This is a genomic window from Domibacillus mangrovi (assembly GCF_001906925.1).
GTDB lineage: Bacteria > Bacillota > Bacilli > Bacillales > Domibacillaceae > Domibacillus > Domibacillus mangrovi.
In genome coordinates this window covers 25,084-49,593 of the sequence record NZ_MRWQ01000003.1, presented here as the reverse complement: position 1 = coordinate 49,593, position 24,510 = coordinate 25,084, and the positions used below count along the sequence as shown (strand labels likewise).

The following is a 24,510-nucleotide window of genomic DNA, read 5'->3' as shown; positions in this document are numbered from 1 at the left end:
TCGTTTTCATTCCTTTTTTCAAGCTATTTCATCAAGATTTTTCCGACGCGACAAGAGGTGAAAAGTTTTGTATGATAAGAAAAAGGAGTGATGAATAAATGACAGATATTACAATTATTGGCGCCGGCCCTACTGGTCTGTTTGCTGCATTTTACGCTGGAATGCGCGGGGCATCTGTTAAGTTGATGGATAGTCTGCCGCATATGGGCGGACAGCTCTCGGCCCTTTACCCAGAAAAATTTATTTATGATGTGGCCGGTTTTCCAACTGTGCGGGCGCAGGAGCTCGTTGATCGGCTCGTCGAACAGATGAATCGATTTCCAGTCGAAATTTGTCTAGAAGAATCTGTTGAAGTATTAGAGAAACAAGCAGACGGCAGCATACGCCTTCTAACGGATAAAGGAGAACATGTTACAAAAGCCGTTATTATTACTGCTGGAAACGGAGCATTTCAGCCACGTCTTCTTGAGATTGAAGGGACTAATCATTTACCGAATATCCACTATTTCGTAACCGATTTAACGAAATTTTCCGGACGTCGTGTCGCCGTTTTAGGTGGCGGTGATTCAGCGGTAGATTGGGCGATGATGCTTGAACCTGTTGCGAAAGAAGTGACGATTATCCACCGCCGCGACAAATTCCGCGCCCATGAACATAGCGTCGAACTGCTGAATAAATCAAGCGTGCAGGTTGTGACCCCGTTTATACCGGTTTCATTTGACGGAACAATGCTTCGTCTTGAAGAAGTAAAAGGGGATCGGACTGAATTGCTGGAAATTGATGATTTAGTTGTAAATTACGGATTTATTTCCTCTCTTGGCCCGATGAAAAATTGGGGTCTAAATATCGTTAAAAATCAAATTCCCGTCAATACACGAATGGAAACGAATATAGAAGGCGTTTATGCAGCAGGTGATATCGCTACCTATGATGGGAAAGTCAAATTGATTGCGACCGGTTTTGGAGAAGCTCCGACCGCCGTTAATAATGCGAAATCATACATTGATCCGTCAGCGAAAGTACAACCGCTTCACAGCACTTCCTTGTTTTAAATCCTTTAATGCGGGGAAAGCATTTAGATTAAATGAGGCGTTAAAACGATTGTGATGAAAACCGGCTCCTGCCGGTTTTTTGTCTGCTTTGTAAGCTGCTTTACTCAGCTTCCGGTGAAATAACGTCATGTGTTCGATTGAGACCGCTAAAGCGATCCTTTGTCCGAAGGCGATTCATTCTCCACTTAATACTGAGCTATGTCCTTCTCGTATTTGACAATGGGGGTATTCTCGCCTATTTTAGATAAAAAAACCTCCCAACGTATCGTTAAATACGTCAAGAAGCGTGAAATTAATAACTCGGTATAGTTAAGTCGCTGGCCTTACAAATGCCCCGCAATTTGAATGCGTAAGCCTCACCTTGTTAAATAAAAAAGAGTGGCCCGGAGGCCGCTCGTCATTTCCCTTCGCTCCTGAATCCACTAGATTTGTTGATGATGCCCCCCAGCACTGCGATCGTTAACAAGATGTCTACGTAAGCATCGTACCTTTCCGGTGGGACCATTACACCAAAATCCTGTAGCACCATACCGACAAGCGCCGCCAATGCGATCCACAATCCGTAGCTTCTCCACCGTTGTTTCATGCCTCAGCCCTCCTTCCACACTTTCGAATTCCGGCTGAACATGCCCCACTTCCAATGCTGCGTCTAAGCTGGACATGCCGGTCCTTACAAGATATTCACCAGGTGTTGAGGCTACGACTGTTTGCGTCTATTTTTTTCATTCAGCTGCCATTCAATCACGCGTGTTTATTTACTCTGCTTTTTCTGTTGGGTGGGTGTATTCGGCATTAATGAACGGATGATTACCATATCGACGTTTATCGTATTTCATGTAATTACGGAACATCTCGCCATTTATTTGGCTGACATTCGTAACGTTATAATGCTCGGTAAGCCAGTCGGTAAAGTACCGGCACATATTCAGCTAGTCCCTCAGCATTTAACCTGGGACTCCTTACACCCGTTTTCCTGATACAACCATATCGACTACGTTTTGTAGTGTCAGCTTCGGATAGTTCTTCGATGGGATATCCGTCCGAACAACACGCAAACGTTTCTTGTTTAACTCTATAAAAAAACGACCTCCCTCAACGGATTACGAATAAACCGTTAAAGAAGATCGTTATAAAGTGAAACTTCATTCAGTGGGGGTTTTCTTCATCCCCCACTGAATAAACAGGAACTCAGGTAAAGGGCGCCGCGTCCTGCGGCAATATCTGAGTGACCGGCTTCATCCGGCCCGAACTAATCGGGCTTTTACGGGCAGTTGATCCCCTGCTTATCCTTCTTTTCTTTTCGAAGTCTTGAAGAAGGGGGGCTTATACTGCCCGTTAATGTGGGATAAATAAGCCTAAACCGCAATATTTGCGGTTGTTTTTACTCGACTAAGACAAGCCGTTCACACCTATCTCACGTGGTGATTAGCGACCCAGCATTAGCATTCCTCTGGCGTACCGGCAACAGTTGCTGTTCGGAATGAGGACCCGCAGCCGCATGATGCGATGGCGTTCGGGTTCTCAATGGTAAAGCCGCCCCCCATAAGCGATTCTTTATAATCAACGACCGTACCATTTAAAATCGGTACACTTTCTTTTGCAACGACAATATGAATGCCATACTGGTCAAGTTCGAGATCCGTTTCTTCCACATCAGGCGTAAAGCCCATTCCGTATGAAAGACCGCTGCACCCGCCGCCATGCACTGCAACACGTAAGTTTGCACCTTCTTCTTCATTTTGTTTCATCATGTCTTTTATTTGAAAAGCCGCCGCTTCCGTAATGGTTACAATTTGTTGTTCAGACAAACGAAATCTCCCCTTTCTTTTTCTTCTAGTATACGGTGTATCAACGGAATCCTCAACTGAACGGTTTGCTGAATTTCTTCAGAAAATTAATTCCTTTTACCTTGTTTGCATGTATAATAAAAATAAGCACAAAGACCTTATATCAATCGACAGGAGGGCTAACTAATGTCAAATACCCCCCCAATTTATCACAAAGAAACGAAATGTCCACTGTGTCAGCAAACATTCAATACGACGAAAGTACGTAAAAGCACCATTAAAGTTGCCGGGCATGACACAGATTTAAAACCACTTTATGAAGATGTTCAAATGAACCCCTCCTTTTACAACGTGTCTGTCTGTCGTCATTGTGGCTATTCCTTTACCGAAGATTTTACGCCTTATTTCGCCCCCGGAACAGCCGACGTGCTGCGCGCCTCTATATCCGACCATTGGGTGGAACAAGATTACAGCGGGAAACGAACAGCTTCAAAAGCGATCAAAAGCTTTAAACTCGCTTTATACTCAGGTGTTTTGAAAAAGGAAAAGCATCTGACACTTGCAGGACTTGCACTTAGAATCGCGTGGATTTACCGTGATCTCGAACGAAAAAAAGAAGAAAAACGATTTATGTCCATCGCAGCCCGGGAATATGAAGAAGCATTTTCTAAAGAAGATATTTCTGCGAAAATGTCTGAAATCAAAGTATTGTATTTGCTTGGAGAGTTAAACCGCAAGCTCGGCAAGTATGACAAATCTGTGTCTTTTTTCTCGAAAGTTATTGAGCAGCAGCGCAACTCGAATGAAAAGCAAATTATTGAAATGGCGCGTGATCGCTGGCAGGAGCTTCGCAAGCATATGAAAACACAGGGACAATCAGCCTAAGAAAAACCAGGGTGCACTATAAATACACCCTGGTTTTTTAACAGTTAAAACAGCCAAGTTTCGTCTATAAATGTATATATATTAGCAACAAGCTCGTCCGGCGTCTCCCCACCGACAACTTCTCCGTTGACGAGTGCGAATGGCGATTCCGAACATCTGGTACAGTAGCTGAGACAGCCGTATTCAATCACATCAAGATTAGAATCACGTTCTAATTGTTCAAACGCTTTTTGTGATCCGTTTGCTAAATTGCTGACGCAAAATTCGATGATTGGTTTCATACTATAAATTCACCTCTTCCATTTCATTGTACTACCAAATTCATTTTGAAAAAAGCCGTAAGTTCCCCCTGTGTCGGTTGTATAAACACACTAATTTCGTTATACTTGGTTTGAATAAACAAACAGGCTTATATACATATATCATTGAATAAAGGGGTCATATTTTATGAAGAATTTAGTTTTGCTAGGGGGAGGCTATGGAAATATGCGTGTGCTTCTCAGACTGTTGCCGAATCATTTGCCCGATGATGTCACAATTACACTCGTTGACAGAGTACCCTATCACTGTTTAAAAACAGAATATTATGCGCTGGCGGCTGGAACTGCATCCGATCATGAAGTACGTGTACCATTTCCAGATCACGATAGGTTAAAGCTTATTTATGATGAAATTGCAGCAATTGATGTTGATAACAAAGAGATTGTATTAGAAACGAACGGTACGCTTGCCTACGATGATCTTGTTGTCGGCCTAGGCTGTGAAGATAAATTTCATAACGTGCCTGGTGCTGCTGAGCATACACACAGCATCCAAACCATTCATAAGTCGCGTGAAACGTACCAAACACTTAATAACATGCCCGCAGGTTCCAAAATCGGCATTGTCGGCGCTGGCCTTTCTGGTATCGAACTGGCTAGCGAGCTGCGAGAAAGCCGCCCGGATCTTGACATTAAATTGTTTGACCGCAGTTCGCGTATTTTGAAAGACTTCCCGCAAAGATTGAGCCGCTACATTGAAAAATGGTTTACTGATCACGGTGTTGATGTCATCAGCAATGCAAACATCACACGTGTGGAGCCGAATCACCTTTACGATCGTGAAGATGTGTATCCAATGGATGCAATCGTTTGGACAGCCGGTATTCAACCTAGCCATGTCGTACGTGAAATGAACGTTGAAAAAGACAAATCCGACCGTGTTATCTTGACGCCTCATCATAATGTGCCAGGCAATGAGCATGTATATGTTGTCGGTGACTGTGCAAGTTTGCCCCATGCACCGAGCGCACAGCTGGCTGAGGAACAAGCAGAGCAAATCGTCGACGTTTTGCAAAAACGCTGGAAAGGTGAACCGCTTCCTGAGAAAATGCCAGAAATGAAACTAAAAGGCGTACTTGGTTCACTCGGTAAAAAGCAGGGCTTCGGATTTGTAGCAGATCGCGCCATTACAGGACGTGTCGCACGATTTTTGAAATCCGGTGTATTATGGATGTATAAATATCATAATGGATAACTACTTTGAAGCCGGGCGCTTGTTACCGGCTTTTTTGTTGATTTTGACTGTTCAATTGATATTGTGACCACTCACAATGATTTCTGATCGATCAATAAAAAAGCTCACCTTAGCCAGAAGTGATCCCCTTTCTATTTTACTGCATACTCGCCATATTCTTTTTCAATTCATCCTTTGACGGTGAGAAAGCATCATTGTATTTTATTAGAAAAGAAAGATCAGGTAATTTGCACGTTACAACGGCTTGAGCTATATATGTATCTTTTAAGGACAATAAACTCACGCGGTCTGCGTAGATTTTTTCTGTTTCATCAACAAAAATTGATTGCTTCTTTATCACCATTTCCCCTCTTTTTACGGTGATAAATTGCATTTTTTATTTAAAATCATTATAATATGTGTATTGATTGGAAAGGAGACGATTATCCATGCAAGTACAAGAACAAGAAATGTTTGCTGAAGTACAAGTAGTCCTTGATAAATTACGCCCATTTCTGCTTCGCGACGGTGGCGACTGTGAACTCGTTGATGTTGAAGACGGGATCGTAAAACTTCGTCTGCTCGGTGCATGCGGCAGCTGCCCTAGCTCCACGATTACATTGAAAGCTGGGATCGAGCGCGCACTGCTCGAAGAAGTGCCTGGCGTCGTTGAAGTGGAACAAGTTTTTTAATAAAGAAGGAGCTGATCTTATACGGATCAGCTCTTTTCTAATCGAAGTGCAGTACTTCTTTATTTACGAGTGTCCTCGGATGACCGTCGTCAATAACAGCTTCAATATTTTCGCAACACGTCCTCATCATCGCCATGCGTGTCTCTTTCGTCGCGCTCCCAATATGCGGAAGTGAGACAACATTTTTCATCGTTAAAAAAGGATGGTCCGTATGAATAGGTTCTTTGTCAAAAACATCAAGACCCGCTGCTGCAATTTCTTTTGCTTCAAGTGCTTCAATTAACGCCTGCTCGTTTATAATAGGCCCACGGCTTGCGTTAATAAAGATCGCTTCCTTTTTCATTTTTTGAAAATGTTCTCGTTGAAATAACCCACGTGTATCATCATTGAGCGGCGCCAAACAGACGATAAAGTCTGCTTCTTCCAGCAATCCGTCAAGTGAACGATACTGTGCACCCAGCATTTCTTCCGCCACTTCATGACGGTTCCTGTTATGATACAAAATATCCATATCAAAGCCCGCTGCTCTTTTCGCCACAGCTGTTCCAATTTTACCCATACCAACGATGCCAATTTTTTTATGATGGACATCCGTTCCGACGAGCATCATCGGCGCCCAACTCGTCCACTTTCCTTCTTTCACAAATTCCGCTGCTTCGGTTACTCGGCGGGCGGTAGCCAGAAGAAGGGTAAATGTTAGATCTGCTGTCGTATCTGTAAGTACATCCGGCGTATTACAAATCGATACACCATACCTGCTTGCTGCATCAAGATCAATATTATCAATGCCAACCGCCATATTTGCAACGACTTTTAATGAGCTGGCTCGTGAAAATAATTCTTCATCCACCACATCTGTAATGACTGTCAACAACGCATCCGCTTTTGATACCTTATCTAGAAGAATCTCTCGTGGAACGGCTTTATCCGCTTCCTTCCACATCTCTACGTCATACTTAGCGGCTAGTCTTTTGTAAATCGCGTCTGGCACTTGTCTCGTCACATACACAAATGGTTTCATCTGTGCACCTCTTTTCAGATTATTCTATTTTATTGTACCATTTTCATGACGAGTATGACACAATAGATATGGGTATGAATATAGTATATAAAAATATAATGACGAAAAAAGGTGTGATTCATTTGTCTCTAGAAGAAAAACACGTAATGAGTATGTCAGAAAAAACAGCACGTCGCTTGATTGCAGAACGCGGTGTGAAAGTAGAAGATATTGCAGAGCTCGTCGTTTACTTGCAACAGCCCTATCATCCAAATTTACTGCTAGAAGAAGCCGTTGTACATGTGGAAGCTGTTTTGCGAAAACGCGAAGTACAAAATGCAGTGTTAACTGGGATCCAACTTGATATGCTAGCCGAGAAAAAAATGCTTCAAGAGCCGCTTCAATCAATTATTGAAACGGATGAAAGCTTGTACGGCATTGATGAAACAATTGCAACGGCAATCGTGAACGTATACGGAACAATTGGATTAACAAGCTATGGATATATTGATAAACAAAAACCCGGTATTTTGCAATTTCTAAACGATAAGTCAACTGGTCAGGTGCATACATTTTTAGATGACATTGTCGGTGCCATTGCAGCGGCTGCAGCAAGCAGGTTAGCCCACCGCGCAGCGCATACAGAATAAAGTGAATCTTCCATCAGCAGGGGTTATTTAAAAAGGCACTCAAGTAAAGAGCGCCACATCCTGCAGCAACACCTGAGTGACCGGTTTCAGCCGGGCCGAACTAATCGGGCCTTTACGGGCAATTTGTCCCCAATCATTCTTTTTCGATTTTTCCAAGTCTTAAAGTAAGGGTCTTACTGCCCGTTAATCTTCGATAAATGATGAAAGGAGCTATCTCATAATGGATAGCTCCTTATTCATTCTCTGAAAGATTTACTCTATTTCCTAGCTTTTCACTCATCTCTCTCTGTCAAATGGGGCAAGTGGTTGAAGCGCCGGGCCTTCGAGCACTTCGCCGTCATAGGAATAGCGCGAGCCATGGCATGGGCAGTCCCATGAACGTTCGGCGTTATTCCATTCTGTTTCACAGCCCATATGTGTGCACGTCGTATTGACGAGATGACAGTTCCCTTGTTCATCTTTATATGCACCGGCCTTTTTGCCGTCCACGACGACCACCCCACCTTCATCCGGCTGCAAGTCATCGACCGTTTTCTCTGATCCTTTCAGCTTCCCCCCGATTAATTCTTTGGCGACTTTTGCATTTTCAGTCACAAATGTTTTCACATCGACTTGTTTCAATTTTATCCGTTTCGGATCAAACAGTTCCGTAAATCGATTTTCCCGCCCCATGACGAGATCGGTCATTATACGAGCAGCTGTTGCACCGTTTGTCATTCCCCACTTTGCATACCCTGTGGCGACGAGAATGTTTTCAGCACCAAAACCGATATACGGCACACGGTCCAATGTGATTAAATCTTGTGCCGACCACCGATACAAAATGTCTTTGACACCAAAATGAAGCTCCGTAAAGTCTTTTAATTTTTCATAGTGGTGCATCGTTTCCTGTTCACTGCGTCCTGTCGGATGATTCTCACCGCCGACAATCAACAGTTTTTCCCCATTTTTCATCGTTGCGTAACGCAATGACCGCGAAGGTTTCTCTACGCTGATATACATTCCTTCTTCGAGTTCCCTGCCACTTTTCACACCGATCGCATAAGACCGTTCGACATGCAGCTTTGAAAAATAAAGTCCGTCAAAATCATTGAATGGAAAATGCGAGGAGACAATGATCTTTTCGCTTGTCACTTCATATCCATCTGTTGTATGAACTTTATTATTTTCTATTAACTCCGCCCGAGTTTCTTCAAATATCAGCACTTCGTCTGCCATGTCTCGGACGAGTGCTTCCAAAAATTTGATTGGATGAAACTGTGCCTGATCGCGCATGACAATTGCTTCTTCCACTTTAAACGGCAGCTTCATCCTTGCTTCCATTCCAGCAAGTCCCCCGTTTATCCCGAGAATTTCATACGCATCGAGCTCTTTTTCAATTTGCGAAACGGCTTCTTTCGTTTCCGCATATACATAGGCATCCTGGGTTGTAAAATCACAATCAATGGACATTTGTTTCGTCGTCTTTTTTAAAAATGCGATCGCTTCTTCTTGTGCTTCATAATATAACCTAGCTTTTTCTTCACCGATCGTATGGATCAATTCATCATAAATAAGGCCGTGCTGTGCTGTTACTTTCGCCGTTGTAAACCCCGTCGTCCCATCTGTCAACTTTCTCGATTCAAGTAAAGCAACCTTTTTTCCTTCTTTCGCTAAAAGCCAAGCAGAGATAATTCCTGTCATTCCTCCACCCACGACTGTCACATCCACTGTTATATTTTTAGTTAGCGGTGCAAAAGACAGTAGTTTCCTATGATCTTTCCAGTACGACTTTGATTGTTTTGGGAGTTGCATAAATACCCTCCTATTTAGTGGTCATGCTATCTGTATGCCCCCATTTGTCCAACTTTATCCCGTAAAAAAGAAACAGCGATTAATCGCTGTTTCTTAAATAGGCCATTCATTTAAATTTTGACTCGTGTGAGTTGGCTTGATTTCGTAGCGGTCAAGGTGGTCTGGCTGCGTAACACCTGTGTAGACGAGCAATGTGTCAATGCCGATGCCAATACCTGCACGTATATCCGTGTCATAATAATCGCCAACCATAATCGTTTCTTCTTTCGTTGTACCGAGAACAGCGAGTGCCTGCTCCATAATAACAGGTTCCGGTTTGCCAATGAAGACAGGCTGAGTTTCAGTTGAGACCGTCACAACAGATGTAAGCGAGCCGTTGCCAGGCAGGAAGCCGCGCTCTGTTGGAATGGCGATATCACCGTTTGTGGATATGAAGCGAGCACCGTTTCGGACAGACAGACATGCACCTGCCAGTTTTTCGTATGTAATGCCTCTGTCAATACCCGTCACAACGTAATCCGGGTTTTCATGGGTAACAACCTCTAATCCTTTATCTGTAAGTGCCTCAAGAATTCCATCTTCACCGATCACATAGACGGATGCGCCTGGTTTTTCATCGTGAATAAACTGAGCTGTCGCCCGTGATGTTGTAAACACATTTTCCGGTGTCGTATGAATACCCATTTTCACAAGCTTGTCCGCCACCTGTTTCGGTGTGCGTGATGAGTTATTCGTAACGAACAAATACGGAATGTTCGCCGCATTTAACCGATCAATAAACTCCGGGGCACCCGGAATAATATCCGTACCGAGATACATCGTTCCATCCAAATCAATTAAATACCCTTTATATTTTGTCAATATTCTCTCTCTCCTCACTCAGGTAAAAATGCAGAAACAGGCCCGAGTTCGTTTTCTAGATACGTGCGGACTCGTTTTGGAAAATCAATCAATTCTTTTTTATTTGCGATTAATAGCGCTGCCATTTCATCGTGCGAAATATCGGTGTAATCGCGGACAAGCGTTTTGCGAAGACCGATCACATCTTTAAGTGGTACAGCCTGCTCTGGCACAATGACTTTTTCATCTTCCATAATATCAATGATATCGTCGTAGCTGCCGGGGTCACGCATAATAAAACCATCGATCATCGCGTTGCCGACATCGATGATCGATTCCACAATTCTTTGCGCAATGCGTTCAAGCGCCGCCTGTTCAAGCGGTGTTATCCATGCTGACTGTTGTTCTAAAAGGGTTAATTGCTCTTCCATAAAGCGGAGTGTTGCTTCCATTTTTTTTCGATCAATAAAATACACAAGCATCCTTCCTTTCCGCTCTTATTGTAACATGTGATACAATAGTTGAAAATGAACGAGTGGAGGACCACGGATGAGTGAACGTTTTTTTCTTTATGATGAAATGGACAAGACGACGACACGTTTCGTCAGTTTTGCCGGTGACCATGCGAGATATGATCTTGCCTTGATGCAGACGGATCGCTACTATGGAAAGCGGATCGTGATGAATTTGCAAGGAAACAAGTATGCGATTATTGGCCGCGATGATTTAGACGAGCCTGGCTATATTGAGTATGCTTTTGATTTGAGCGAGGAAGAAGCAGCTGAATTAAAAGAATTTTTGTATGAAGTCATTTAATGATGGAGTTCTGTTCGTTGCGAACAGGGTCTTTTTCTTGCTTTGCAGCTATTTTCATAGATTCGCGTATATTCGCACTTTTGTACACAAAAAAACCGGCTGAATAGGCCGGTTTTCATTTTGCACTTGGGGCAGGCAGCTTTTTTAAAATAAAATAGCCGCAGCCAAAGTTGCAGTATTCGAGTAAATAATCTCGTACAGTTGAATATTTATTATCGTATGACGCTTTTTTGCTGTCGTCGTCAAAGAACCCTTTCAGCCGCAGTTGGCCGTAGCCCCAGTCACCGACAATAAAATCATATTTCGATAAAATATCACTATAGCGGGCGCGGAAGGCTTCTTCATTGAAACCGTCCATCCGCTCTTCGATAAGGTCATAGCAATCATTTTGAATGGTGATCATTTTGCTGCCTGCGCCTCGCCTTTTTCATGTCTCGCTTTTGCTGCTGCATTCACTTGTTCATCAGCATGGTAAGAAGAACGCACCATTGGTCCCGCTTCACAGTGGCTGAATCCTTTTGTCATCGCAATTTCACGCAACTCTGCAAATTCGTCCGGATGATAATATTTTATAACTTTCAAATGTTTTTTCGACGGCTGTAAGTATTGACCAATCGTCATAATATCCACATTGTTCGCACGTAGATCATCCATTACTTCAATAATTTCTTCTTTTGTTTCGCCCAGACCAATCATTAAGCTTGATTTTGTTGGGATCTCTGGCTGCATTTCTTTCGCTCTGCGCAGAAATTCGAGCGAGCGGTCATACTTCGCGCGTGCACGAACTCTCGGTGTTAAACGGCGCACTGTTTCGATATTATGATTTAAAATATCCGGTTTTGCGTCCATAAGCATTTGCAGGTTTTCTTCCATGCCTCCCATGTCAGATGGCAAGACTTCTATCGACGTAAACGGATTTTTCCGACGAATCGCTCGAACAGTTTCCGCGAATACGTAAGCGCCGCCGTCTTTTAAGTCATCACGGGCAACCGCTGTTACGACCACGTGCTTCAAGTTCATTTGCACAACAGAATCCGCTACGCGTTCTGGTTCTTCTAAGTCAAGTTCCGTTGGCAGGCCTGTTTTCACGGCACAAAAACGGCATGCGCGCGTGCAAACACTACCGAGAATCATAAAGGTTGCGGTACGGCGAACTGCCCAGCATTCATGAATATTTGGGCATTTTGCTTCTTCACAAACGGTATGTAATTTCTTTTCACGCATCATTTTCTTCAAACCTGTATAGTTTTCGTTCGTATTCAACTTTATTTTTAACCATTCCGGTTTACGCAAATGTTCTTCTTTCGTGCTCATTTGTTCCATCTCCAATCATTGAACAATATAAAGCTAACTTTATCACAATTATGAACTAAATAAAAGCCGAACTGCCCATAGCAGGCAGCTCCGGCTTTTTTCGTTCATAAGCCTCATTTATATGATATAAACGGGCAGAAAATATATTACTGAATAGCTGTTTTTTTCTTCTTTAAGACGAGTGCAGCCGTACTAAGCAAGGCAAGTGAGACGATCAGCCCTGCAAATGTGCTACCTGTAAAACCAAGCACAAGATAGCCAATCATTGCTATGACCGCTGAAAGAAGTGCGTAGGGGATTTGCGTCATTACGTGATCAATATGGTTACTGCCAGCACCCGTGGAGGATAAAATGGTTGTGTCGGAAATCGGTGAGCAATGGTCTCCGAATACCGAACCTGCCAGTACAGCAGCCATTGCCGGAAGCAGCAATGACATATCCGTTGCTGCAGCAATTTCACCGGCAATTGGTAGCAAAATACCAAATGCTCCCCAGCTTGTTCCCGTTGAAAAGGCCATAATACCCCCAACCGCAAATAGAATAACGGGCAAAAAGCCAACATTCATGTTCGACTGTTCAACGAGTCCAGCCAAATAGGTACCCGTTCCGAGCTCACCAATCAATGCGACAATCGTCCATGCAAATAACAAAATATACACAGCAGGAAGCATCGCTTTTAATCCTTCTAAAACACCCTTGCCGAAAACAGAACGAGCTCCTTCTAAGAAAACGGATGCTTGACGGGCAAATACAAGAATGGCAACAGAGAAGCCGACAAGACCGCCCCAGAACAATGATTTTGCCACATCTGTGTTTTCGAAAATCGCGAGAAGATCCGCACCTGTTCCAGCAGCCTGAGTGCCCGTGTAAAACATCGCCGCAACTGTACCCATTATCAAGGCGGCAATCGGCCACACAAGACCCCCGACTGTCCCACGATCACTTACAGGCAGCTCCTCTTTCATTTCACCGGGAATATCCCGTCCTTGAAAAACGACCTCACCTGTTTGAATCGCGTGATCTTCATGCTTTTTCATCGGACCAAAATCTGCGTTCAACAGTGCCACAACAAACACCATACCGAGTGACACCCAGACGTAATAATTCATCGGCATCATTTGCATAAATGCTGAAAATGCTGTTAAATCTGCCACTTGATGAGCTGTTAATATGGTCCCAATTAAGCCAATAATATAGGCACCCCAGCTGGAAACCGGTGCAACTACACAAACCGGTGCAGACGTTGAATCAATAATATAGGCAAGTTTTACACGGGAAATTCGATGACGGTCTGTAATTGGACGTGAGACTTGTCCGACCGCTAGCGCATTGAAGTAATCATCGATAAAAATGAGAATACCAAGCAACGCCGTCATCACCTGCGCGCTCATACGTGATTTCACACGTGTTACTGCCCATTCGCCAAATGCACGGCTGCCGCCAGAAATGTTAATAAATGCGGTAATCATACCGAGAATGAGTAAAAAGCAAATGATATATACATTCCACATACTCCATTCAAAAACGCCCTCTGTCACCGTATAGATATTAGCTGAAAAAGCAGACCATACGATGGAAGCCGTTTTGCCAATGCTAAACTCCGCTAGCAATAATGCTGCTGCGATAATGCCGATGCCAAGTGACAAAAGCACACGGCGCGTTACGACCACCATAATAATCGCCAGTAGTGGTGGTAACAGGGAAAAGATTGTATTTTCCATACTCGTTCTCCTCTACATAAGCATGCAAAAAGAGCAATGAGAGAATGCATTCATTGCTCATGCGTTTAATTTCGTTTTCATCTTATCAGAAAACACGAACATTTACCACCACATTTATTTTGCTGGAATACCGACCGAATCAGGGTTGTAGTAATTCGGCACCTTGCCATGTACGAGCCCCATCGCCACAGGCAGTGTTTGCTTGACTATCTTCATATCAGATGCAAACGGTACAATGACTTTCACATTTACTTCGAGTTCAATGTATACTTCGACATACGCTGAATTGATGCCGAACGGTTCCACTTTCGTTTTCACATTGGACGTCACATCTCCAATCGCATGAAATCGGATTGGTATTCGTGGTCCGAGGTTGCCAAGTATCGCGTTGTTCGTAATTTGTCCGAGTGGAATGCTGTAGGCAATTCCATCTCCTTGTGCCGTCCGTTTTGCATCAATATCAACACCCGACATTTTCTCCAGTTCTTTCAAATCCCCTGCCTCTGCTTCATCTAAATTTGCCTCCGCAAGCTCGGTCACTTCAGCAAGCACTTTATTAATCACTTGTGCGTTAAAAGTTGTTGCGCCTCCTTCTCCTTTATCTGTAATCATAATGTCTTTTATATCAAGATTGTCGGTAATTTCTTTACTTATTGCTTTTTGTAACACCATGGAAGCAATTTTTTCTGTCTGCGCGTCTGCATAATTTAAAAGAAGTGGCTGAAGGTTTCGGTTAATCAGCCAGAATATAAATAAAAGGCCAATAATAAATAAAAGGACAGTCATCATAACACGATGGCGCATGGACAACTGCGACTTGCCTTGCCATTTTCTTCGCCGTCGTCGTCGCATAAAAAAACCCCCTTTCCGCATTGTATGCGGGAAGAGGCATCATAACTTCAACAATTTCCATTCTAATACGTCACGTAAAAATTCCGGCATATAATATGTTTTCATACGTGCCCGGTGAAGTCCCACAAAATAATGACCGTATGTGAACATGTCGAGTGTTGCCAGTTTGTACGTTTTTTGCATATCAAGTACATGTCCACCGATGAAAAAAGCCGGGCCGTCCATCTCAATCTGATCATAGACGAATCGACCCATCACTTTCCCACGAAAACCGAGCCCTTTAATTTGTAAATGCGGCCACTTTTCATCACGCGTCTGACGCAGTACTTCCGATAATTCCGCTCCTGTCAGTTCAATCATACACGGATTAATGGGATGAGGAAGCAGACTGTGAATATCGTATTTTGTTACGGTGCCGGCCGATAAGTTTCCGAGTACAACACCTGCATTTAAAAACGAACAGTCTGCGCTGCACCATTCCGTCAGCGCTTCTGCCAGCATTTGCGGTAATATAGATGGCTTAAACCAATCGCTCGTTAACGTCTTTTCAAGATGCACAACCGGTATAGACAACACCTTTTTCCCTCGTTCTAGAAAAGATTTCTGCTGTTCTTTTTCATCGTCTGGCGCTTTTAGTGACTGATTCGTTTCATATACACGTGCCCGTTTTGCACAAATAGTACGCGTCTCTTCATTAATATCAATTTCCACATGACCGGTGAAATACCCATATTTCCCAGCCGCCGCAAGCAAAGTACCATTTACTTCTTTTCCTTCGTGGAATAAATGATGCGTATGTCCACCGAGAATAACGTCTGCCTCTGTTTCCTGCGCCATTTTTTCATCATCATACATACCTAAATGAGACAGCACAATAACGAGATCTGCTCGTTTTTTAAGTGCTTTAATTTGCTTTTTCAACTCATCTAGCGGATCTTTAATCTCCCAGCCAATCTCTTCATAAAAAGCGGTATACTGCGCCGTTGCAGATGTCACCGCAATCGTCACATCTCCCGCCTGAAAGAAAGTGTACGGCAATGCCCATTCTGGGCGTGTACCATTTTGGTTAAAAATATTCGCGCAAATGACCGGAAACCTCGCCTGTTCATATAATCGGTTTAACCCTTCTTTCGGTAATGTAATGCCTTCATTATTGCCAATAGCGACCGCATCATATTTTGACTTATTTAATAACCCCACATTGAAAGACCCAAGCGTTCCTTCTGTTAAAGGATGCGCGCGGTCTACATGATCCCCGATATCAAACGTAAATGTGTATTCTCCCGCTTCTTCATGAATGTGTCTTCTTTCCTTTAAAAAAAGAGCAATGCGCGGCCAATTTTCAAAATGACTGTGTAAATCGTTTGTATGGTAAATGTGTATCGTTTTTTCCATAAATAATTCCACCTTTTACATGATGCCCTGCCAGATGAGACGGACACCGACAAAAATAAGAACGAGACGAAGCAGAAGCACAACCGTTTTCGAGGCGATTCGTGCGTTCAGCCAAGCGCCAAGTTTAGCACCAAACCACGCACCCGGGATAAGTGCCGCGGCGTACAGCCATTCCACATTGCCGAGCGATATATGCGTCATGCTTGAGACACCTGCTGATAAGAAGATCAGGAGCATTGATGTCGCCACCGCGACGTGCGGCGGAACGGCAAATAACATAATCATCGCGGGCACCATTAGTGAGCCGCCGCCAATGCCGAACAGGCCGCCAAAAAAGCCGACAATAAACGAGGCTATTGTTCCAATAATCGGCTCGATTGAATAGGTATGCGTACCTTCGTTATCCGTAAACGTTCGGGTCATGCCGCCTGTGCCAAGGATCGGTTTCGCACGATTTTTAAACATAAGAACAAAGGACATGAAAACCATAAATAAACCAAAGTAAAGGCTAAATTGACTCATGTCGAGTCCTTTGTTCGCATACGCGCCGATGATGCTGCCGGGCGCACTGCCGATAAAAAGAATAAATCCGAGTTTATAATCCACCTTTTTTTGCTTCATGTAGGCGAGTGTTGACGACAAGCCGGTAATAATTAAAATAACGGATGACGTGCCGACTGCGATTTGCGGTGAAACCGGATCGAGCATCGACGTGCCGCCGAGAAACAGCAACGCCGGCACGATAATGATGCCGCCGCCAAGGCCGACGAGTGCACCAACCGCTGCGGCAATAAGCCCGATCGCGAGTAAAATAAGCCATTCCATAGTGTGGTGTTCCTCCTAAAAAAGATCGAGCTGACGTGATGCCAGATTGTCATAATGGATACCAGAGAGCTCGAGAAACTGCTTTGCATTGTCTGCCGCATCTCCGCCGGAATTATTGTTAAATAGTATATATACGTCTTTAGACTGCATCTTAAGTTCGTTTGTATAGTGAACCCATTGCCTTAGTTCATGTTCATTGTAGCGGTACAAATAGCGTACTTCCCGCCAGTTTTTATTAGCATTTTTCTGCCATCCGGCCCGGTTGCGTCCGTGCATACGGATCAATGTTTTCTCTTTATGGGTTGCCTGAAGTACAATCGGAATCGATCCGTCACCAGCCTGCGGTTCATCACATACTGTATGAATCCAATTTTCCTGTTCTAAAAAGGCCAGTGTTTTATCGATAAAAGCAGCTTTGTACCACGTTTGATTACGGAATTCAATCGCAAGCGGCACGTCGCCCATTTTTTCTTTACAATACCTAAGATACGTGACATTTTTACGTGTACAGTCAAACCATGGAGGAAATTGAAACAAAACCATCGCCAGCTTATTAGATTCAATCATCGGCATCAATGACAATTGAAATGCATGAAACATCTCTTCTTTTGATTCAAATGGAATGTCTCCCCGCTCATGTCCAGTCATTCCTTGATATGCTTTTACGACGAAACGGAAACCCTCTGGCGTTTCATCGGTCCACTTGCGCATATTCCGCTCCGGTTGTACCGCATAAAAGCTCGAATCGACTTCAACTGTCGGAAAATGAGCTGCATATTCCGTTAATTTATCACGGGACCGCGTACCTTGTGTATAAAGTGTATCGTGATCCCCCCATCCTGTTACACCTGTGTAAATCATACGTGATCACCTCATATAAAGAGTGTAGCATAATTATTAAGCTGATGTTAATTTTGAAAATACACATAAGACTTTTCACCTATCAGTTAAAAAGTCTGTTACACTAATGGTAACAAAATGAGGAGGAAGTATCATGGCCTGGGGGAAATCAAAACAAAGAACGCATCTGAATATAGAATTAAAGGAAGCAAACGAACGTATTGCACAATTAGAACAGGAAAATACACGTCTTCAAGAAACACACGCTCAATTTTTCGAACAAGTTGAAAATACAGTGCTAAACACCATTGGACAGCATCAGCAAATCAATCAACAGCATTATGATCTCGAAGAACTTATTGTGCAAATTCAACGCCAGTTCGATGAAGTAAAAACACTTGGTGAACAAACGAGCAACAACTCTCATCAACTTGTCGATACCGGCCAATTATTGCTTGATTCATCCGGTGCACTGTCTCAAAAAACAACCGAACATGAAAAAATGATGAATGAAAACACACGGCTTGTCCATAGTTTAGAGCGTCAAATGAATGACACAGCAGAAAGTATGAAAGAGCTCGGCGAACATTCGAAAACAATTAAAGACATCGTCCAAGTCATCAGCTCGATCGCCAGCCAAACAAATTTACTTGCACTTAATGCCTCCATTGAAGCCGCACGTGCCGGTGAACATGGGAAAGGCTTTGCCGTTGTCGCAGCAGAAGTACGGAAACTAGCTGAAAGCACAGCTGAGAGTACAAAACATATTGAAGAAGTGACGACAACGATCCAAGCAAAAATTGAAGATGCTGAAAAAGCAACATACAGCAACCAAGATGTGCTGAAAATGGCTATGAGCATTAATAGCCAGGTCATGTCGATGATGGCTGAGATGGCACAAATTTCAAACGAGGTTGGCGACAATGCCCGAGCTTCACTGAATGGCATGAACAGCCAGAAAAAGTTGAGCGATGATGCCATTTACCTCATCGAAAATACGAGCAGCTATTTCCATGACATTACAAACACGATTACACAACACATTGAAGATGCCCGAATAGTCGATGAACAGCTTGCTAGCATTCAAGAAGATATCACAAATATAGGCACACACCATAGCCATATTGAAGATGTCTCAATGGCTGACGAACAGTTCGCCATTATTGAAGAAGTCAAATAGCCATGTCTATTGAGTAAGAAATAGACTTTTTTCTATCAAAAAAATCCCCTCGTGAAAGGGGACTTTTTTATATTAACCGATCGAACCTTCCATTTCGAACTTAATCAGACGGTTCATTTCAACGGCATATTCCATTGGCAGTTCTTTTGTGAACGGCTCGATGAAGCCCATTACGATCATTTCAGTTGCTTCTTCTTCTGAAATACCGCGGCTCATCAAGTAGAATAGCTGCTCTTCAGATACTTTTGACACTTTCGCTTCATGCTCAAGTGAAATATTATCGTTCAAAATTTCGTTATATGGAATCGTATCAGATGTTGATTTATTATCCATGATCAACGTATCGCACTCGATGTTTGAGCGTGCACCGTCCGCTTTACGTCCGAAGTGAACAATTCCGCGGTACGTTACTTTACCACCTTGTTTCGAGATTGATTTTGATACGATCGTTGATGATGTATTTGGTGCTAAATGGGTCATTTTCGCACCGGCATCTTGATGCTGTCCTTTACCGGCTAGGGCAATGGATAATGTCATGCCTCGTGCACCTTCACCTTTTAAAATAACAGCCGGATATTTCATCGTTAATTTTGATCCGATGTTGCCATCGACCCATTCCATTGTCGCATTTGCTTCGCATATCGCACGTTTCGTTACAAGGTTATACACATTGTTTGCCCAGTTTTGAATCGTTGTATAGCGGCAGTATCCGCCTTCTTCAACGAAAATCTCAACGACAGCCGAGTGAAGTGAGTTCGTTGTATAAACCGGTGCTGTACATCCTTCTACGTAATGCACGCTTGCTTCTTTATCAACGATAATGAGCGTCCGTTCGAACTGACCCATGTTTTCTGAGTTAATACGGAAGTACGCTTGAAGCGGTGTATCCACTTTTACGCCTGGCGGAACATAAATGAACGAGCCGCCGGACCATACAGCTGAATTTAACGCAGCAAACTTATTATCTGTCGGTGGAATAAGCTTTGCCCAGTACTTGCGGAAAATTTCTTCGTCTTCTTTCAAAGCAGAATCCGTATCTTTAAAGACGATCCCCAAGTCTTCCAGATCCTCTTTCATATTGTGATACACCACTTCTGATTCATACTGAGCAGATACACCGGCAAGATACTTTTGCTCTGCTTCTGGAATACCGAGTTTATCAAACGTTTGCTTGATTTCTTCCGGTACTTCATCCCATGAACGCTCTGATTTTTCAGATGGCTTTACATAATACGTAATTTCATCGAAATTCAAAGAAGACATATCCCCACCCCATTGCGGCATGGGCATTGTATAAAAATGATCCAATGATTTCAAACGGAAATCAAGCATCCACTCTGGTTCTTCTTTCATTTTTGAAATTTCTTTCACAATTTCCGGCGTCAAACCGCGTTCTGAACGGAATAATGATACGTCACGGTCATGGAAACCATACTTGTAATCTCCAATTTCAGGGGCTTTTTTTGCCATGTTGCATTCCTCCTGTCAATTTCACTTCTCTTGCTGAAGCCCTTTTTCCATTGCTTTCCACGACAGCGTCGCACATTTAATGCGAGCCGGGAATTTAGCAACACCTTGCAGTGCTTCAATATCACCAAGATCTAAGTCTTCTGGATAGTCCTTGCCGAGCATCATATCTGAAAAAACATTTGCTAGACGAACCGCTTCATCGATCTTTTTTCCTTTAATCGCTTGCGTCATCATCGACGCAGAAGACATCGAAATCGAGCAGCCTTCTCCGTCAAATTTCGCATCCGTGACAAGCCCATCTTCTACATTAATCGTCAAATGAATACGGTCACCGCACGTTGGATTATTCATGTCAACTGTGACGCTTCCATCTTCAATTGATCCTTTATTACGAGGATTCTTGTAATGATCCATAATCACTTGACGATATAGTTGGTCTAAATTATTAAAAGACATCTGAGAAATACTCCTTCGTTTTTAACAAACTGGCGGCAAGTCTGTCGATATCTTCTTCTGTATTGTACAAATAAAAGCTTGCGCGTGCTGTAGACGATACTTCACACCATTTCATCAGTGGCTGTGCACAGTGATGACCGGCACGTACAGCAATGCCTTCTGCGTCGAGAACCGTCGCCACATCGTGTGGATGAACGTCACCTAAATTAAACGTCACAACGCCGGCACGATCTTGGCCGCTTTTCGGGCCAAAAATAGTCAAATCCGGAATTTCCGACAATTTGTCAAGGGCGTATGACGCTAGTATATGTTCATGCTGCTCAATAGCATCGATACCAATTTCATTTAAAAAATCGATGGCTGCACCAAGACCGATTGCGCCTGCAATAATGGGTGTCCCGCCTTCAAATTTCCATGGTAGTTCTTTCCATGTCGATTCATAAAGACCAACAAAGTCAATCATTTCGCCGCCAAATTCGATCGGCTCCATGTTATTGAGCAACTGTTCTTTCCCGTATAATACGCCAATTCCAGTCGGTCCGCACATTTTATGGCCTGAAAAAGCAAGGAAGTCACAATCTAGCTTTTGTACATCAATTTGAATATGCGGCGCAGCCTGTGCTGCATCTACAACCATTACAGCTCCATTTTCATGGGCTATTTTCGCAATGTCCGCAATCGGATTAATCGTACCAAGTACATTTGATACCATCATGACGGAAACAATTTTCGTGTTGGACGTAACAGTTGCCCGCACGTCTTCTAATGAAATCGTTCCGTCTTCTTGCATCGGTATATATTTCAACGTAGCACCTGTATATTTCGCCAGTTGCTGCCACGGAATAATATTTGAATGATGCTCCATATAAGTAATAACGATTTCATCGCCTTCTCCTACATTAGCACGTCCATAACTTTCTGCAACGAGGTTAAGTGCCGTCGTTGTCCCGCGCAAAAAGATGATTTCTTTCGTTGATCCCGAATTGATGAAGCGGCGTACTTTATCACGCGCACCTTCATATAAATCCGTTGCCCGGTTGCCGAGCGTATGAACGCCACGATGGACATTCGCATTCGACGTTCGGTAATAGCTATTAATTGCTTCAATAACTTGGACCGGTTTTTGAGATGTTGCCGCACTGTCAAGATAAACGAGTGGATGACCATTTACTTCTTGATCTAAAATGGGAAAGTACTTTTTCAGTTCTTTCGCATTCATTGGCGAACTTTCCCTTCGATAATACCTTTTAGTTGTTTCTTCACATTCTCGATTGGCAATTTGTTAACAACTGGCGCAAGGAATCCGTGAATGACGAGACGTTCTGCTTCCTGCTTTGTAATACCGCGGCTCATCAAATAGTATAGCTGCAGCGGGTCGACACGGCCAACAGAAGCAGCGTGTCCTGCCGTTACATCATCTTCATCAATGAGCAAAATCGGGTTTGCATCACCGCGTGCTTTTTCGCTTAACATCAGAATACGTGATTCTTGCTCCGCATTTGATTTCGAAGCACCGTGTTCAATTTTACCGATTCCATTAAAGATTGCCTTCGCTTCATCTTTCATGACGCCATGCTTCAAAATGTAACCCTCTGTATGTTTGCCAAAATGAACGACTTTCGTTGTAAAGTTCATCGACTGCTTGCCGCTGCCTACAACGACCATTTTCGTATCTGCATACGATCCATCGCCGATTAAATTCGTTACATTCTCAGAAACTATATTGCCGTCGTTCATGCTTCCAAGTGACCATTCGATATGTGCATGAGGTGCCGTCACACCGCGTCGATTTACGTATACTGTTATGTTTTCAGCAAGCGTATCAACTGCTCCGTATGAAACACGGGCATTGTCACCTGCGATTACTTCTGTGATGATGTTCGCAACGCCTTGCTCTGTTTCCACTGTAGAAATGTAGTTTTCTACATATGTGACGGAGCTGTTTGCTTCCGCTACGACGATAACGTGGTTAAAAATCGCCGCGTTTTTGTCGTCCTGAATAAACACTGCTTGCACTGGTTCTTTAATTTCCACGTTTTTCGGGACGTATAAAAAGACGCCGCCGTTCACAAGTGCTGCATGAAGAGCTGTCAATTTATGCTCATCTGCTTTAACTACTTGCGTCATAAAATACTTTTGAACGAGGTCGCTATGTTCTTTCACTGCGGTTGCAAAATCCGTAAAAATAACGCCTGCTTCTTTCAATTCAGCTGATAGATTTAAAATAGACGGCACACCATTTCGTTGAACGTACACGTTTTGCGCCGTGTTCTCCTCGCCGACAACTACTTTTGCCTTTTCAGGAAGATCCGCAATCGACGCATACGGCGTACTGTTTACATTGTGGGCACCAAATTGTGTGAAATTCCATTTATCAATTTTCGTTTTATCCGGTTTTGGAAGCGGCAAGTCTTCCGCTTTGTTAAACGCATCAAGACGAGCATTTAACAGCCATTCAGGTTCGTTGTTTGCAGCTGAAAAGTCGCGGATTACTGACTCATCAACCAACCATTTTGTTTCAGTCATAATTATCCTCCTGCCCCTTCCGATTACTGTACCGTTTCGTCTTCGATGCCAAGTTCCTGTTTAATCCAGTCATATCCTTCTGCTTCGAGGCGGTGCGCTAGTTCCGGTCCACCAGACTTAACGACACGGCCTTGCATCATGACATGAACATGGTCAGGTGTGATGTAATCAAGCAGACGCTGGTAATGAGTAATAATCAGGCAGCCAAAGTTCTCATCACGCATTTGGTTGATCCCTTGTGAAACAACTTTCAAAGCATCAATGTCAAGACCAGAGTCAATTTCATCGAGAATCGCAATTTTGGGTTTAATTGTCATCAATTGAAGAATTTCATTGCGTTTTTTCTCACCGCCGGAGAAACCTTCGTTTAAATAACGCTGTGCCATATCTTGATCCATTTCAAGAATGTCCATATTGCTGTCCATTTGGCGGATAAATTTCATCAATGAAATTTCATCGCCTTCTTCACGTCGTGCATTCACAGCGGAACGAAGGAATTCAGCATTTGTTACTCCTGTAATTTCGCTTGGGTACTGCATACCTAGGAATAGACCTGCACGTGCGCGCTCATCTACTTCCATTTCCAGAACGTCTTCACCGTCCAGCGTAATAGTTCCTTGTGTAACTTCATATTTAGGGTGACCCATAATCGCAGAAGAAAGAGTCGACTTACCTGTTCCATTCGGTCCCATAACCGCATGGAATTCGCCGCCTTTAATTTCTAGGTTCACACCTTTTAAAATTTCTTTCCCGTCAATTGAGACGTGAAGATCTTTAACTGTTAACGTTGATTGTGACATGATTTACCCTCCGTATTCATCGGCTTTAATAACCGATTGTTTCTATTCTCAATTTATTCTCATTACAATCTTATAACAAATCGCATTTATATTCAACAGTTGATGTTGCTTATAATTAGTA

At 43.2% G+C, this 24,510-nt stretch carries 28 protein-coding genes; 7 read left to right on the top strand and 21 right to left on the bottom strand.

The features are described 5' to 3' along the window. Positions 1–98 precede the first annotated feature (98 nt). Positions 99–1,052: an NAD(P)/FAD-dependent oxidoreductase gene (locus BLL40_RS03495; RefSeq protein ID WP_073710540.1), complete on the top strand. Its 954-nt coding sequence runs from the start codon at positions 99–101 to the stop codon at positions 1,050–1,052. A 397-nt stretch (positions 1,053–1,449) separates the two neighbouring features. Here BLL40_RS03495 and BLL40_RS03490 read toward each other — a convergent pair whose 3' ends face one another. The 3 genes from BLL40_RS03490 to BLL40_RS03485 all read right to left on the bottom strand — a co-directional run bounded on the left by BLL40_RS03490 (position 1,450) and on the right by BLL40_RS03485 (position 2,860). Continuing rightward, entirely contained in the window at positions 1,450–1,638 is a 189-nt protein-coding gene (locus tag BLL40_RS03490; protein WP_073710539.1) for a holin, read from the bottom strand. A 169-nt stretch (positions 1,639–1,807) separates the two neighbouring features. Further along, entirely contained in the window at positions 1,808–1,975 is a 168-nt protein-coding gene (locus tag BLL40_RS17315; protein ID WP_159434185.1) for a hypothetical protein, read from the bottom strand. Between the two features lie 516 nt (positions 1,976–2,491). Beyond that, positions 2,492–2,860, bottom strand: a complete 369-nt coding sequence (locus tag BLL40_RS03485; protein WP_073710538.1) for a HesB/IscA family protein — start codon at positions 2,858–2,860, stop codon at positions 2,492–2,494. Between the two features lie 165 nt (positions 2,861–3,025). Between BLL40_RS03485 and BLL40_RS03480 the strand changes: the two genes are divergently transcribed. Further along, the gene (locus tag BLL40_RS03480) at positions 3,026–3,724 is read left to right on the top strand and encodes a DUF2225 domain-containing protein (protein ID WP_073710537.1); all 699 of its coding nucleotides are present in this window, start codon (positions 3,026–3,028) and stop codon (positions 3,722–3,724) included. Positions 3,725–3,768: 44 nt separating this feature from the next. Here the strand turns inward: BLL40_RS03480 and BLL40_RS03475 are convergent, their stop codons facing one another. Beyond that, positions 3,769–4,005, bottom strand: a complete 237-nt coding sequence (locus tag BLL40_RS03475) for a YuzB family protein (protein ID WP_018394283.1) — start codon at positions 4,003–4,005, stop codon at positions 3,769–3,771. Positions 4,006–4,171: 166 nt separating this feature from the next. Here BLL40_RS03475 and BLL40_RS03470 point away from each other — a divergent pair, with 166 nt between their 5' ends. Further along, entirely contained in the window at positions 4,172–5,239 is a 1,068-nt protein-coding gene (locus tag BLL40_RS03470) for an NAD(P)/FAD-dependent oxidoreductase (protein WP_073710536.1), read from the top strand. 136 nt (positions 5,240–5,375) lie between these two features. Here BLL40_RS03470 and BLL40_RS03465 read toward each other — a convergent pair whose 3' ends face one another. Continuing rightward, a complete protein-coding gene (locus BLL40_RS03465; RefSeq protein ID WP_073710535.1) occupies positions 5,376–5,582 on the bottom strand; it encodes a hypothetical protein in 207 nt (68 codons plus the stop codon). A gap of 85 nt (positions 5,583–5,667) precedes the next feature. Between BLL40_RS03465 and BLL40_RS03460 the strand changes: the two genes are divergently transcribed. Continuing rightward, entirely contained in the window at positions 5,668–5,910 is a 243-nt protein-coding gene (locus BLL40_RS03460; RefSeq protein WP_073710534.1) for a NifU family protein, read from the top strand. A 37-nt stretch (positions 5,911–5,947) separates the two neighbouring features. On the opposite strand, the gene BLL40_RS03455 is transcribed toward BLL40_RS03460, so the two are convergent. Further along, positions 5,948–6,931 (bottom strand): 2-hydroxyacid dehydrogenase, encoded by a 984-nt coding sequence (locus BLL40_RS03455; RefSeq protein WP_073710533.1) that lies wholly within the window; start codon positions 6,929–6,931, stop codon positions 5,948–5,950. A gap of 122 nt (positions 6,932–7,053) precedes the next feature. On the opposite strand from BLL40_RS03455, the gene BLL40_RS03450 reads away from it, so the two are divergent. Continuing rightward, the gene (locus BLL40_RS03450) at positions 7,054–7,560 is read left to right on the top strand and encodes a phosphatidylglycerophosphatase A family protein (RefSeq protein WP_083566246.1); all 507 of its coding nucleotides are present in this window, start codon (positions 7,054–7,056) and stop codon (positions 7,558–7,560) included. Positions 7,561–7,836: 276 nt separating this feature from the next. On the opposite strand, the gene BLL40_RS03445 is transcribed toward BLL40_RS03450, so the two are convergent. The 3 genes from BLL40_RS03445 to BLL40_RS03435 form a co-directional block, all read right to left on the bottom strand. Continuing rightward, entirely contained in the window at positions 7,837–9,354 is a 1,518-nt protein-coding gene (locus BLL40_RS03445; protein WP_073710532.1) for an FAD-dependent oxidoreductase, read from the bottom strand. 93 nt (positions 9,355–9,447) lie between these two features. Further along, positions 9,448–10,215 (bottom strand): TIGR01457 family HAD-type hydrolase, encoded by a 768-nt coding sequence (locus BLL40_RS03440; protein WP_095532815.1) that lies wholly within the window; start codon positions 10,213–10,215, stop codon positions 9,448–9,450. 14 nt (positions 10,216–10,229) lie between these two features. Continuing rightward, positions 10,230–10,670, bottom strand: coding sequence for a DUF86 domain-containing protein (locus BLL40_RS03435; protein ID WP_073710531.1), 441 nt, complete (start codon positions 10,668–10,670; stop codon positions 10,230–10,232). A gap of 73 nt (positions 10,671–10,743) precedes the next feature. On the opposite strand from BLL40_RS03435, the gene BLL40_RS03430 reads away from it, so the two are divergent. After that, a complete protein-coding gene (locus BLL40_RS03430; RefSeq protein ID WP_073710530.1) occupies positions 10,744–11,010 on the top strand; it encodes a DUF3055 domain-containing protein in 267 nt (88 codons plus the stop codon). A 115-nt stretch (positions 11,011–11,125) separates the two neighbouring features. On the opposite strand, the gene BLL40_RS03425 is transcribed toward BLL40_RS03430, so the two are convergent. The 7 genes from BLL40_RS03425 to BLL40_RS03395 all read right to left on the bottom strand — a co-directional run bounded on the left by BLL40_RS03425 (position 11,126) and on the right by BLL40_RS03395 (position 17,978). Further along, positions 11,126–11,413: a YutD family protein gene (locus BLL40_RS03425; protein ID WP_073710529.1), complete on the bottom strand. Its 288-nt coding sequence runs from the start codon at positions 11,411–11,413 to the stop codon at positions 11,126–11,128. Continuing rightward, entirely contained in the window at positions 11,410–12,324 is a 915-nt protein-coding gene (gene lipA, locus BLL40_RS03420; protein WP_073710528.1) for a lipoyl synthase, read from the bottom strand. The genes BLL40_RS03425 and lipA overlap by 4 nt, the downstream gene beginning before the upstream one ends. A 146-nt stretch (positions 12,325–12,470) precedes the next feature. Then, positions 12,471–14,045 (bottom strand): Na+/H+ antiporter NhaC family protein, encoded by a 1,575-nt coding sequence (locus BLL40_RS03415; RefSeq protein ID WP_073710527.1) that lies wholly within the window; start codon positions 14,043–14,045, stop codon positions 12,471–12,473. Between the two features lie 114 nt (positions 14,046–14,159). Beyond that, a complete protein-coding gene (gene yunB / locus BLL40_RS03410) occupies positions 14,160–14,897 on the bottom strand; it encodes a sporulation protein YunB (RefSeq protein ID WP_073710526.1) in 738 nt (245 codons plus the stop codon). A 39-nt stretch (positions 14,898–14,936) separates the two neighbouring features. Next, positions 14,937–16,292, bottom strand: coding sequence for a bifunctional metallophosphatase/5'-nucleotidase (locus BLL40_RS03405; protein WP_073710525.1), 1,356 nt, complete (start codon positions 16,290–16,292; stop codon positions 14,937–14,939). A 15-nt stretch (positions 16,293–16,307) separates the two neighbouring features. Next, positions 16,308–17,117 (bottom strand): sulfite exporter TauE/SafE family protein, encoded by an 810-nt coding sequence (locus BLL40_RS03400; RefSeq protein ID WP_073710524.1) that lies wholly within the window; start codon positions 17,115–17,117, stop codon positions 16,308–16,310. Between the two features lie 15 nt (positions 17,118–17,132). Continuing rightward, positions 17,133–17,978, bottom strand: coding sequence for a DUF72 domain-containing protein (locus BLL40_RS03395; RefSeq protein ID WP_073710523.1), 846 nt, complete (start codon positions 17,976–17,978; stop codon positions 17,133–17,135). Between the two features lie 133 nt (positions 17,979–18,111). Between BLL40_RS03395 and BLL40_RS03390 the strand changes: the two genes are divergently transcribed. Next, entirely contained in the window at positions 18,112–19,137 is a 1,026-nt protein-coding gene (locus BLL40_RS03390; protein ID WP_073710522.1) for a methyl-accepting chemotaxis protein, read from the top strand. A 72-nt stretch (positions 19,138–19,209) separates the two neighbouring features. On the opposite strand, the gene sufB is transcribed toward BLL40_RS03390, so the two are convergent. The 5 genes from sufB to sufC are packed head-to-tail and all read right to left on the bottom strand — an operon-like array spanning position 19,210 to position 24,389. After that, a complete protein-coding gene (gene sufB, locus BLL40_RS03385; protein WP_073710521.1) occupies positions 19,210–20,607 on the bottom strand; it encodes a Fe-S cluster assembly protein SufB in 1,398 nt (465 codons plus the stop codon). A gap of 21 nt (positions 20,608–20,628) precedes the next feature. After that, positions 20,629–21,063: a Fe-S cluster assembly sulfur transfer protein SufU gene (gene sufU / locus BLL40_RS03380; RefSeq protein WP_073710520.1), complete on the bottom strand. Its 435-nt coding sequence runs from the start codon at positions 21,061–21,063 to the stop codon at positions 20,629–20,631. Then, positions 21,053–22,282, bottom strand: a complete 1,230-nt coding sequence (locus BLL40_RS03375; RefSeq protein WP_073710519.1) for a cysteine desulfurase — start codon at positions 22,280–22,282, stop codon at positions 21,053–21,055. The genes sufU and BLL40_RS03375 overlap by 11 nt, the downstream gene beginning before the upstream one ends. Next, positions 22,279–23,592, bottom strand: a complete 1,314-nt coding sequence (gene sufD, locus BLL40_RS03370) for a Fe-S cluster assembly protein SufD (RefSeq protein WP_095532814.1) — start codon at positions 23,590–23,592, stop codon at positions 22,279–22,281. The genes BLL40_RS03375 and sufD overlap by 4 nt, the downstream gene beginning before the upstream one ends. 20 nt (positions 23,593–23,612) lie before the next feature. Further along, the gene (gene sufC, locus BLL40_RS03365) at positions 23,613–24,389 is read right to left on the bottom strand and encodes a Fe-S cluster assembly ATPase SufC (protein WP_073710517.1); all 777 of its coding nucleotides are present in this window, start codon (positions 24,387–24,389) and stop codon (positions 23,613–23,615) included. Positions 24,390–24,510 lie beyond the last annotated feature (121 nt).